The sequence below is a fragment of the Aestuariibaculum marinum genome, assembly GCF_014596975.1.
GTDB lineage: Bacteria > Bacteroidota > Bacteroidia > Flavobacteriales > Flavobacteriaceae > Aestuariibaculum > Aestuariibaculum marinum.
This window is the reverse complement of the sequence record NZ_JACVXD010000002.1, coordinates 76687-88805: the sequence shown is the minus strand read 5'-3', so window position 1 is coordinate 88805 and position 12119 is coordinate 76687. Positions and strand designations below refer to the sequence as shown.

8 protein-coding genes are annotated in these 12119 nt (G+C 34.7%); 1 reads left to right on the top strand and 7 read right to left on the bottom strand.

Annotated features, from left to right (window positions below):
• Nucleotides 1-64 precede the first annotated feature (64 nt).
• From ICJ85_RS04260 to ICJ85_RS04250, 3 genes are all read right to left on the bottom strand, one after another.
• Nucleotides 65-1459: an OmpA family protein gene (locus tag ICJ85_RS04260; protein WP_188222546.1), complete on the bottom strand. Its 1395-nt coding sequence runs from the start codon at nucleotides 1457-1459 to the stop codon at nucleotides 65-67.
• A gap of 126 nt (nucleotides 1460-1585) precedes the next feature.
• Nucleotides 1586-2890: an OmpA family protein gene (locus ICJ85_RS04255; protein WP_194420808.1), complete on the bottom strand. Its 1305-nt coding sequence runs from the start codon at nucleotides 2888-2890 to the stop codon at nucleotides 1586-1588.
• Nucleotides 2891-3025: 135 nt separating this feature from the next.
• The gene (locus tag ICJ85_RS04250; RefSeq protein WP_188222545.1) at nucleotides 3026-6157 is read right to left on the bottom strand and encodes a UvrD-helicase domain-containing protein; all 3132 of its coding nucleotides are present in this window, start codon (nucleotides 6155-6157) and stop codon (nucleotides 3026-3028) included.
• Between the two features lie 128 nt (nucleotides 6158-6285).
• Here ICJ85_RS04250 and ICJ85_RS04245 point away from each other — a divergent pair, with 128 nt between their 5' ends.
• A complete protein-coding gene (locus ICJ85_RS04245) occupies nucleotides 6286-6894 on the top strand; it encodes a superoxide dismutase (protein ID WP_188222544.1) in 609 nt (202 codons plus the stop codon).
• A 709-nt stretch (nucleotides 6895-7603) separates the two neighbouring features.
• On the opposite strand, the gene ICJ85_RS04240 is transcribed toward ICJ85_RS04245, so the two are convergent.
• The 4 genes from ICJ85_RS04240 to purN all read right to left on the bottom strand — a co-directional run bounded on the left by ICJ85_RS04240 (nucleotide 7604) and on the right by purN (nucleotide 11885).
• Complete coding sequence (locus tag ICJ85_RS04240) at nucleotides 7604-9502, bottom strand: amidophosphoribosyltransferase (protein ID WP_188222543.1); 1899 nt, start codon at nucleotides 9500-9502, stop codon at nucleotides 7604-7606.
• Between the two features lie 82 nt (nucleotides 9503-9584).
• On the bottom strand, nucleotides 9585-10511 hold the full coding sequence (locus ICJ85_RS04235) for a PfkB family carbohydrate kinase (protein WP_188222542.1): 927 nt from the start codon (nucleotides 10509-10511) through the stop codon (nucleotides 9585-9587).
• Between the two features lie 55 nt (nucleotides 10512-10566).
• On the bottom strand, nucleotides 10567-11208 hold the full coding sequence (locus tag ICJ85_RS04230; protein ID WP_188222541.1) for a ribonuclease H1 domain-containing protein: 642 nt from the start codon (nucleotides 11206-11208) through the stop codon (nucleotides 10567-10569).
• Nucleotides 11209-11321: 113 nt separating this feature from the next.
• Nucleotides 11322-11885 carry a phosphoribosylglycinamide formyltransferase gene (gene purN, locus ICJ85_RS04225; RefSeq protein ID WP_188222540.1) on the bottom strand — a complete coding sequence of 188 codons (564 nt, stop codon included), beginning with the start codon at nucleotides 11883-11885 and terminating at the stop codon, nucleotides 11322-11324.
• Nucleotides 11886-12119 lie beyond the last annotated feature (234 nt).

Below are 12119 nucleotides of genomic sequence, written 5' to 3'. Positions count from 1 at the left end.
AAACGCTCCGGACATCCGAAGCGTTTTTACAAAACTTATTTATTAAAAACTAGTCTCTAGTTTTTTACTCTTTTACCAAGTTAATTTCAACACGTCTGTTGTTTGCTCTACCTTCTCTTGTAGAGTTAGTGTCAATTGGTTTAGACTCACCAAATCCTTCAGCAGAAAGTCTGAATTCATCTACACCATTTTGTACTAAGTAATCTTTAACAGAAAGTGCACGTGCATCTGATAATTTTTGGTTTAAAGATTCGCTGCCAACACTATCAGTATGTCCTTCAACTGTAAATTTAGCATTAGGGTATTCTTTTAAGATAGCAACAATATCGTCTAATACTTGAGCTGATTGAGATTTAATTGTTGATTTACCAGTATCGAATAAGATAGTTTTAGCGTAATCGTTAAGTGCTTTTTGTACTGCCTCAGTTACTTCTGGACAACCGTTATTAGCAACAGTTCCTACTTTGTCTGGACATAAATCATCTTTATCTAATACACCGTCACCGTCAGAATCAGCGTAAGGACAACCGTTGTTAGATGCAGGACCTGCTTCGTTAGGACAGTTATCTTCAGCATCTGTAACACCGTCACCATCAGCATCAGGACATCCGTTTAATGATGCTAAACCTGCTACTGTAGGACATTTATCGTCTTTATCAGCGATACCGTCACCGTCAGTATCAGGACAACCATTCATTTCAGCTGAACCAGCTTCGTTAGGACAATCGTCTTTGCTGTCTTCTATACCGTCACCGTCAGTATCAGGACATCCGTTAAATTCTTCTGTACCTGCAACTTCAGGACAAGCATCATCTTTATCGTAAACACCATCACCATCGCTATCAGCTCCACCAAACTTGATAGAGATACCAGCAGTATGTTGGAAGTGTGTTTGTAAATAATCTTCGAAAGCGTGTTTGTAAGAAGATTGGAAAGTTAAACCGATATTTTCGCTAAACCAAATGTTGAAACCAAGAGTTCCATTTAAAGTTCCAGCTCCGATTTCATCTATCCAAGTATAACCACCACCAACACCAAGGAATGGATCGATAGTTGTTCCTTCTAAGAAATTGTATTTAATTGTACCATCTACACCGTAGTATGATAAATCGTCAACATCATTTACTACCTCTGGGTCAGATCCAGGGACATCACCCCATTTTTCAATTTTGTTTAAAGATCCAGCAACACCAAAAGAGAATCCTCCTCCTATATGTTTCGATACCGAAATTGTAGATAATGAAGGTAAGATATTCCAGTGATCATCTACATTAAAAAATTCATCAAAAATGGTTTCACCAAATTGAGCACTGCCTACAACGCCATCTCCAGAAGGGTATGCGTCTACGCCATTTGCACCAATAGTAATCTGCCAAGGATTGTTTTTGTCTTGCGCATTCATGTTGCTGTAGCCTAGCACTAACAACATAGCGAACAATAATCTGCTAAGATTTTTCATATTCAAAAGTTTAATTTTTAAGTGTTAATCGTAAACAAATTTAAGTTGTTAAAATTTATTAACAAAATAAATATAATAAAAAAAGCCTCACAATATGAGGCTTTTAAAAAAAATATGTAAGATTTTTTATTTAGAAACAAGTTTGAATTTAACTTCACTTCTTCTGTTTTCAGCTCTACCTTCTTTAGTTTTGTTATCGGCAACTGGGTTAGTTTCTCCGAAACCTACAGTAGAAACTTGAGTAGGCGTTACTCCTGTTCTTGTTAAATAATCTGAAACAGCTTGAGCTCTTTGTTCAGATAATTTTTGGTTGTAAGCTTTAGGACCTACGCTATCAGCATAACCTTCAATAGTTAAGTGATAATCCATATCTGTTTTCTCAATTAAATCTGCAATCTTGTTTAAAGTAATTTGATTTTCAGTAGTTAATTTAGCACTGTCGAATTCAAAGAAAATAGTTTTAGCAAGCGCATCGATTAATTCTTGAGTGTTATCAACTTCAACTGGACATCCGTTGTTAGATGCAGGACCAGCTTCGTTTGGACACTTGTCATCGATATCAGCAACACCATCACCATCAGAATCAGGACAACCGTTTAATTCTTTAGAACCAGCTTCGTTAGGACATCTATCATCTTTATCAGCAACACCGTCACCATCAGAATCAGGACAACCATTGAACTCTTTTAAACCAGCAACTTCAGGACACTCGTCTTCGCTATCTTGAACACCATCGCCATCAGAATCAGGACAACCATTAAATTCTGGTAAACCAGGAACTTCTGGACAAGCATCTTCGTTGTCTTTGATACCATCTTTATCAGTGTCTTTAGATCCAAATTTGTAAGCGATACCTACGTTATGTTGGAAGTGTGGAATTAAATAATCTTCGAAAGCGTGCTTGTAAGTAGACTGGAAGTTTAAAGCAACATTTTTCTTTCTTGTAAACCACCAGTTAAAACCTAAACCTCCGTTTAAAGTTCCAGCTCCAATTTTATCAATCCAAGAGTAACCTCCACCAATTTTAATAAATGGCTCGAATTTACCTTCAGTAGCAAAGCTGTATTTGAAGAATCCGTCAAAACCATAGTATGAGAAATCGTCAATTTGTTTTCCTAAGTAAGTAGAAGCATCACCAACTTTAGTAATTTTGTTTACAGATCCAAAAACTCCGAAAGAGAAGTTACCACCTAAGTAACGAGAAACTGTTAAAGAAGATGGGTAAGGTGCTATATTCCAGTGGTCTGTAGCGTTAAAGTATTCGTCAGTCCACCAGCTTTGTCCTGGGAAATTAGAATCACCAACATTTGTTGGATAAGTATCCACTGCATTTACACCAATACCAATTAACCAAGGGTTATTAGCATCTTGTGCTTGTAGGTTGCTTAATCCTACAACAACTAAAGCGAAAAATAAAATAATTTTTTTCATGTGTCAGATTTGTTTGAACAATTTTTTAAGCTAACAAAAATAATGCTTTATAAAGTTTCTGAAACATGAATCGTTTTTTTTCGATAAAGTGCATAAAAATCGTTTAAAATGTGTTTTTTGTTCGTTATGTAGGAATTAAACTTCTTTTATTGTGATTTCTTTGTTAGTGTAAATTAGGATTTTTTTCATGACTGAAATGTCCATTTCGTTTAATACATCCTGATAAGTTTGTAATTGTTGGGCGTGTTTTTTGTCTTCCATTCCAGTTTTGTAATCAATAATTACGGCTTGATTATCAGGTAGTAAAATGATTCGGTCAGGGCGTAATATAATACCTTCTTTCGATATAATATCTCGTTCGTTATATACAGTTAGATTGTCTTGAAAATAAGGTTCAAGGCTTGGATGATTAACAATTTCAAAAATAGTGTCTTTTAACTGGCTAGCTTGAGTTTGATTGATTGTTCCTACAGATAAGAATTCTGATAGTGCAGAATTAATATCATTTTTAGAAATAATTTTAGACATGATATTGTGAACAAGGTTTCCTTTTTCAATGGCTTCCTCCTGATTAGTGTCCCAAAGCATCCCTGATTTTGTAACCACATTAATATTATGGTCTTCCTTGGCAGTAGATATAAAGTCGTTAACTGTTATTGTTTCTTTTGTTGCGCTGTCTTCATGTGTTGTTTTTTCAGGTGATCCGAAACTATAAGTGGTTTGGTCGTTATTCCAAAGTGCAATATGCTGAAGATAGTTTATAAACAGACCAGAATATTTATTACTGTTGGTTAGACCTTTTGCATTAAGGTCTTTAGTAGAAAGGATGTAAAGTTGATCTACCGGACGCGTTAAAGCAACGTATAAGAGGTTTATATTGTCTAATTCCTGCTCTGAACGATGATTATTATAAATGTCTAAGCCTATATCTCCAAAATATTCAAAGTCTTTGTTGAAATTTAACAAAGTGTGAGAGAAGCCTTGATACACCTCATTATTAATAGGAAACCATTCCTTAGGCTCAATTTCTCTGTAAATGTCTAAATCGGCATAGGGGAAAATAACTACCGGAAACTCTAACCCTTTAGATTTATGAATGGTCATAATTTGAACGGCATCTTGCCCTTTGGGAGATACAATGCTTAATGTCTCTTTTTTGGTATCGAAGTAGTCCAGAAAGCCACCTATGTCAGATCCTTTTTTGTGAGAAAAATCCAGAACAATATCTAAATAAAATTGAATATAAGCATTAGAGTTTTCAACTAGATTAAAACTTCTCACTAGTGTTTCAACTAAATCATATAAAGGCAATTGAAGCAAATAATTGCTATTCACGTAAACATTATAGTCTTCAAAGCTTTTAAAGAATTCTGGTAATTCGAATTTTAAATGTTGGCTAAAGAAGTCGTGTTTATTTTCAATATGAAATAAATCAACCAAATAGTTTAATACAGCAATTTTTACTTCGTTATTTTTGGGTTGAATGAGTAGTTTTAATACATTGTTTAAAAAGACGACTTCTGGTGCATTATGTATTAGTAAAGTTTCCGAAGATATTATAGGAATATTAAACTGACTTAGATAGTTAGCCACAGCCACACCTTCTTTTTTCTTTCTAACCAGAACACAAATATCTTCGAGTTTAAAATTGTTGTCTAAACATCGGTTAATGGTGTTTAAAACCTGTTCGCAAAAACGCTCGTCTCGATCGTCTTCTTTATCAAGGTCTAAAAAGGATAATTCAACATAACCATTTTCATTTTTACTAATATCCTGGTGTCCTTTTTCGTAAAGGTTTTTATAGGTGATGTTACTAAACACTTGATGTGCTAGAAATTCGAAAAAATTATTGTTGAAGTTTACCACTTCTCTAAAACTTCTGAAGTTCGCCGGTAGGTTTTTTAATGCTTTTTCAACATGAAACGGATTTTTATCAAGAAATAAATCTATAAACTGTTCGGCTTTTCCGCCGCGCCATCTGTAAATGGCTTGTTTCGCGTCTCCAACCAACATTGTGGTTCCTTTGTCTGCCGAAAGCGAGCTATCTAATAGCGGAATTAAATTCTGCCATTGCATAACCGAAGTGTCTTGAAATTCATCGATAAAATAATGGTTGAATCTTTCACCTAAGCGTTCGTAAACAAACGGTGTTGGCTGATTGCTTATTTCCTGACTAATTATGGTGTTAAACTCTGAAATAAGCATTTTGTTCTGATCTAATTTCAGTGATTTTAACTCTTTGTTAATGGCGTTTAAAACCGATAAAGGTGTAATGTTTTTATAAAATGCTTTTAAAAATTTCACATGAAAAATAGCTTGCTTCGTTAAATTAAAAGCAGAGGCTATTTGTGGTTGAATCGATTCTATGGTTGAAGCGATATCGCTACTTACCTTTTTAGGGTAAAGAGTTCTCGTTTCTATATCTTCCTGCCATTTCGAGGTAAAAGCAACATCAAAATTACCATCACTAATTTTTTTGAAGTGTTTGGGTAAATAACTCCCTGAAAAATCTCCAAACTCTAAGCCAGCACCTTCAATTAACTCTAATATGTTTTGAGCGCCTTCAATAATAGCTTCTTCGGTGCTTTTAATGTCTTTTTTAAGCTGAGATTTTAAAGTGTTGAAATCGGCTAACGTTTTATCTTTTAAGGTTTCTATATAAGGGATGTCGTTCTCGTTAACGAGTAATTTGGCGATTTTATTGAAATCGAAAGCAATGTCGAAGCTTTTATCATCGTCTGCTTTTTCTATGGCAAATTCAACCAAAATATTGGTTAGAGTTTTATCGTTTCCGGCTTTGGCAATTAAACTATCTACAGCCTGATTTAGTAGTGTATCCTGATCGAGTTCGACTTCAAAATTAATAGGTAGTTTTAAGTCGTAGGCAAAGGTTCTAATTAGTTTATGTGTAAACCCATCAATAGTCGAAATGTCGAATGCGGCATAGTTATGAATGATGGTGTTTAGTAGTTTAATCGATTTTTCATGAAGTGCTTCAGGTGCTATATTTAAATCTTCAGAAATTAGATTAAACATCGTATTCGGCTTTTCTAAAATTTTAGGTTCAGAAAATTGTTTTAACACCTCAATAATACGTTCTTTCATTTCAGCAACCGCTTTATTGGTAAAGGTGATGGCTAAAATGCGTTTGAATTGATCCGAAGTCTCGGATTTGAACAAGATTTTTAAATATTCCTTAACCAGTGTAAAGGTTTTTCCACTTCCTGCAGAGGCATTGTAAATTGTAAACGGCGGAGTTTGCAACATGAAATTGTAATTTGAACACAAGATAGAAACAATCAATCATTTCATAACGATTTATTATTTTTAATTGAGGTCATTTATCCGTAAATTTGAAAAACAAAATATTTATTAATAGTTAAAACAAAAAAATTATGGCTTTCGAATTACCTGAATTAGGTTATGCTTACGATGCTTTAGAGCCTCATATGGATGCTCGCACAATGGAGATTCATCATACTAAGCACCATCAAGGATATACAAACAATTTAAACGCTGCAATTGCAGGAACAGATTTAGAAGGAAAATCTATTGAAGATATCCTTACTAATTTAGATTCAAATAATACAGCTGTTAGAAATAACGGAGGTGGGTTTTATAACCACTCTTTATTCTGGACAGTAATGAATCCTGAAGATAGAGGGTATTTATCTGGAGAATTAAGAGATGCTATCGAAGCAGAATTTGGCTCTAAAGAGGCTTTTATTGAAGCGTTTAGTAAAGCTGCTGCAACACGTTTTGGATCTGGATGGGCATGGTTATGTGTTCATAAAGGAGGAAAATTAGAAATCTGTTCTACAGCAAACCAGGATAACCCTTTAATGCCTGGCATTGGTTGTGGAGGTACTCCAATTTTAGGTCTTGATGTTTGGGAACACGCATATTACTTAAATTACCAAAACCGTCGTCCTGATTACATTGAAGCTTTCTTTAAAGTGGTAAACTGGAACGAAGCTGAAAAACGTTACGCTGAAGCTAAATAATTAGCATTAAGCTTATTAAAATATAAAAGTCGTCTGGAGAGTTATTCAGGCGATTTTTTTATGTCTTAACGTTAGATGAGATGTGAATAAAAATGAAAAAGGTGGACGGAATGTCCACCTTTTTGCCCCAAATCTACCATAAACTTAACCTACTTATGTTATGGTAAGGGCAAATATATCGTGGTAAAAATTTGTGATAAAATATTTTGGGTGAACTACCAATAATTTGGCTTAACCGAATTCAGTTAAATTTAAGTTTTTGTAAAGGTTCTGATTTTTAAGGAACTAAAACGCATAAAAAAAGGCGAACAGATGTTCACCTTTTTTTGCCCCAAATCTACCATGAACTTAACCTACTTATGTTATGGTGATTCAAATATATATCAGTAAAATATTGTGGTAAAAAATTTTAGTTTAAAGTACAAAAAAATGGTTTAAAGGGGTTTAGGTAAGATTTTTACTCTTCTATGTTAATTTTTGTTTAAGAAACTAAAACGCATAAAAAAAGGCGAACAGACGTTCACCTTTTTTTGCCCCAAATCTACCATGAACTTAACCTACTTATGTTATGGTCTTACGAATGTAGGTGGTATTCAGGTAATTATAATATTTATTAGATAAAGTGCATTTTTTTCAGTTAAAATGTATTTTATCTGCGATGAAATGAGATTTATATATTTTTGGCTATCATCTTTTAAGAAGTGCTTAATTAATAAGCACGTTCTTTGTTGCCTTCGTAAAAATTAATAAACGCTCTATTCACAACACGGTTGCCTCCAACAGTTGGATAATCTCCTGTAAAATACCAGTCTCCTAAATTTTTTGGACATGCTTTATGTAAATTTTCTACCGGTTGGAAGATGATTTTTACATCGGCATTAATGCCTTCAGGACTTAATAGTTCGGCTATTTTATCAGAAATTTGTTCGTCTGTAAACGGATCGTAAATTTCTTTAACAAAATTTTGAACGTATTTATCGGCTAATTCTGTTTGTTCGATACACTTGTTGTAAACTTCTTCAACAATATGGTATTGACCATTATCCTTTAATAACTCTAAAGCTGCTCTAAAAGCTATTAAACTTTCTAGGTTAGCCATATCGATGCCGTAACAATCAGGGTATCTAATTTGTGGCGCCGACGAAACGACTACGATGCGTTTAGGACCTAAACGATCTAACATTCTTAAGATACTTTTCTTAAGTGTGGTGCCTCGTACAATACTATCGTCAATAATTACTAAATTATCTTCTGGTTTAATAACCCCATAAGTAATGTCGTAAACGTGCGCTACTAAATCGTCTCGGCTGCTATCTTCAGTAATAAAGGTTCTTAATTTAGCGTCTTTAATGGCGATTTTTTCAACTCGAATATGTTCAGAAAGGATTTCTTTAATTTTATCTGAAGATAAAGAGTGCTGTCCTTCTAATATAGCGGCTGTTTTTCTTTCATTTAAATATAAATCCGCTGAATCTACCATACCGTAGAATGAGGTTTCAGCGGTATTAGGGATGAATGAAAAGACCGTATTTTTTACATCGTAATTAATAGACTCAAGAACTTTAGGCATGACCAGATTTCCTAGTTTTTTGCGTTCTTGGTAAATTTCGGCATCACCACCTCTCGAGAAATAAATACGCTCAAAAGAACATGATTTTCTTTCTAACGGTTCTAAAATTTGTTTGAAACGAACTTCTCCCGATTTTTTAATGATGATGGCTTTTCCTGGATCTAATTCATGAACATCATCAAATTTTACGTTGAAAGCAGTTTGAATAACCGGACGCTCTGAAGCGATAACTACCACCTCGTCGTCTTGGTAGTAATATGCCGGACGAATTCCTGCAGGATCACGTAAAACAAAGGCATCACCATGGCCTATTAACCCAGCCATAGCATAACCACCATCCCAGTTTTTAGCAGCACGTTTTAATATTTTACCAACTTTTAAGCGCTCTGCAATTTTAGGAGATGCATCTCTTTTGTTGTACCCTTCTTTTTTAAGGTCTTTGTATACTTTAGCAACGGCATCGTCTAAGAAATGACCGATTTTTTCCATAATAGTAATGGTATCGGTATATTCTTTAGGGTGCTGTCCTAACTCAATTAAATTTCCGAATAACTCCTTAACATTCGTCATGTTAAAGTTACCGGCCATAATTAAGTTTCTGTGCATCCAGTTGTTTTGTCTTAAAAATGGGTGAACACTTTCTACACTGTTTTTACCAAATGTTCCATAACGCACGTGACCTAATAAAACTTCACCTATGTAAGGAATATTTTTTTTCTGAGCTTCAACATCGTTTGCGTATTCCGGATGTGCCGTAAGTTCGGTGTTGATGCGATCGTTAATTTGAGCAAAGATGTCCTGAATAGGTTGTTGTGCAACAGAACGAACTCGACTAATATAACGTTCGCCAGGTTTCATGTCTAATTTAATACTTGCGAAACCAGCACCGTCTTGACCACGGTTGTGCTGTTTTTCCATCATCAGGTACATTTTGTTTACCCCGTAAAATGCACTTCCGTATTTTTCTTTGTAGTACTCAAGTGGTTTTAATAACCTAACCATGGCTATTCCACATTCGTGTTTTAAAGCATCACTCATTTTAGATCTATTGTGTTTGTCGCTTTTGCGTAAATAATAACGTTTATAATTTAAAAACGCGCTCTTTTTCGAGCGCGCGATTTTATGCTAATTCTATTTCAAATTGTGTTAACTGCTTAAACTGTAACAAGCGCTTATGGACTTCGCCTTCGCTTAAATTCTGCATGCGTTCTGTTCCGAATTTTTCAACACAGAAGGAGGCTAAAGTGGAACCGTAAATTACAGCATTCTTCATATTCTCGAATGAGGTGTCTCCAGTTTTTGCGATATATCCTGCAAAACCTCCGGCAAACGTATCGCCAGCTCCTGTTGGATCGAAAACCTCTTCCAGTGGTAAAGCCGGAGCATAGAATACGTTATCGTTATGAAACAATAAAGCTCCATGTTCTCCTTTTTTAATCACTACGTATTTAGGTCCCATTTCGTGAATTTTTCTGGCAGCAACTAACAACGAGTACTCTCCGGTTAATTGTCTAGCTTCTTCATCATTGATGGTAATCACATCAATTTTCTTAATCACTTTATGTAAATCGTCTAAAGCACAGTCCATCCAGAAATTCATCGTGTCCAGAATAACCAGCTTAGGCTTTTCTTCCATTTGTTCTAAAACACTTAGTTGGACGATAGGATGTAGATTTCCTAACATCACGACTTCTGCATTTCTGTAATCTTGAGGAACTACTGGATTGAAGTCTGCTAATGTGTTAAGTTCTGTTACTAACGTATCACGGCTATTCATGTCGTTGTGGTAACGACCACTCCAGAAAAATGTTTTTCCTTCTTTAACGATTTCAACACCTGAAATATCAATATTTTTATTAGACAATAGGTCTAAATATTCTTGAGGAAAATCGCCACCAACAACCGATACGGCTGCAGCGTCTACGTTAAAATGTGAAGCAGATAATCCAATAAAAGTGGCTGCACCACCAAGTATTTTGTCGGTTTTTCCGAACGGCGTTTCAATAGCATCAAAGGCTACTGTGCCAACAATTACTAATTTACCCATAAAGGTTTTTTAATTTTGGTGCAAATATACGTCTTTTAAGTGCTAAAAAACGAATTTATTTTCGTCCAAAATCTGCCGGGATTTCACCCCAAGCTTTTGTTTCCCATTTTACTATGGTTGTGGTGTAGTTGTTGGTCTTTAACCAGTTAACGGCACGGTCGACTAATTCAAAAAGAGCTTTGTTTTTTTCGTTACGCTGTAATTTGGTATTGCAGTTTTTTTTCTTCACCCAGCTTATGGCAGTCCGTGAATCGGTATAAATAATTCGGTTGCTGTTTTTCTTTTTAAGAAGCGCCAAGCCATGAACAATAGCTAAAAATTCACCTATGTTATTAGTACCTTCTTGAAAGGGACCTTGAATAAAAAGTTGTTGTTTGGTTTTTGTGTCGACACCTCGATATTCCATAACGCCAGGATTTCCGCTTGAGGCGGCATCTACCGAAATTGAGTTGTAATTAGGTTGCCCGATTTTTTTTAATTGTTCAGGAGATAACGAGCTTGAGAAAGATTTGTTTTTACCAATATAGTCTTTGTAATTTCCGTTTAAAGCGTTTTTAGCGGCATCAAAAGTTTCAAACGATTTGTATTGAGCACCTTCGTAATTGGTTATTTGAGCTTTGCAATCGTTCCATGTTTCAAAAACACCGGTTTTGTGGCCTTTCCAAACGGTATAGTATTTTTTCTTTTTTTTAGACATGGATTGTTGCTAAAGTATAACTATTTATATATTGTGCATTATTCTGTGATATCTCGATATTTTCCACAAACATTGTTTGTTCCGTTTAATTTCAAATGCTCGATATTATATTTTTATTTTAATAAATCTTCAACCACTTTAGGGAAATGCTCCATTTCCAGTTTATGAATTTTTGCAGCAACATCTTCGGCTGTATCAGTAGGAGTTACATCGCATTTGGCTTGAAAAATAATAGCGCCTTCGTCGTAGTTTTCGTTTACGTAGTGAATAGTAATTCCGGTTTCAGTTTCCTTATTATCAACCACGGCTTTATGTACGTTCATACCATACATGCCTTTACCACCAAATTTGGGTAATAGAGCCGGATGGACATTAATCACTTTATTCGGATATTCATTAATAATGGCTTCCGGGAATTTCCATAAAAACCCCGCTAAAACAATTAAATCAGGTTTGGTCGCATTTAACAGGTTTAAAACATCGTTTGTTTCGGTAAGTGCAACCTTGTTGAATGAAAGGGCGCTAACTTTTAATCGTTTCGCACGATCTAAAACTTTGGCTTGTGGGTTATTGGTAAGTATTTGAACAACCGAAGCAACATCGTTGTTATTAAAATATTCTACGAGATTCTCTGCGTTAGAACCGCTTCCGGAAGCAAAAATGACAATACGTTTCATTGAATGGCTGACGTTTTAAATTTGTATGGAATGTAATGTGCTTCCAAAAATATTAAAGTATTTCAAAATTAAATTTTTAAGCACAATTTAATCACACTCTTATAGAGTTGTGATTATTTGGGCAAAAAAAAGAATAATTATTAACAATTAATAGGTTAAATTTAAATTCTTAAAAGGAATTTAGTAAATTAGAAACACTTTTTTAACACTAAAGGTGTGTTATAAAATAAAGTT

Bases quoted from the DNA above. Each gene is read 5' to 3' on its own strand.
- ICJ85_RS04260 (WP_188222546.1), bottom strand. From the start codon at position 1,459: ATGAAAAATCTTAGCAGATTATTGTTCGCTATGTTGTTAGTGCTAGGC.
- ICJ85_RS04255 (WP_194420808.1), bottom strand. From the start codon at position 2,890: ATGAAAAAAATTATTTTATTTTTCGCTTTAGTTGTTGTAGGATTAAGC.
- ICJ85_RS04250 (WP_188222545.1), bottom strand. From the start codon at position 6,157: ATGTTGCAAACTCCGCCGTTTACAATTTACAATGCCTCTGCAGGAAGT.
- ICJ85_RS04245 (WP_188222544.1), top strand. From the start codon at position 6,286: ATGGCTTTCGAATTACCTGAATTAGGTTATGCTTACGATGCTTTAGAG.
- ICJ85_RS04240 (WP_188222543.1), bottom strand. From the start codon at position 9,502: ATGAGTGATGCTTTAAAACACGAATGTGGAATAGCCATGGTTAGGTTA.
- ICJ85_RS04235 (WP_188222542.1), bottom strand. From the start codon at position 10,511: ATGGGTAAATTAGTAATTGTTGGCACAGTAGCCTTTGATGCTATTGAA.
- ICJ85_RS04230 (WP_188222541.1), bottom strand. From the start codon at position 11,208: ATGTCTAAAAAAAAGAAAAAATACTATACCGTTTGGAAAGGCCACAAA.
- purN (WP_188222540.1), bottom strand. From the start codon at position 11,885: ATGAAACGTATTGTCATTTTTGCTTCCGGAAGCGGTTCTAACGCAGAG.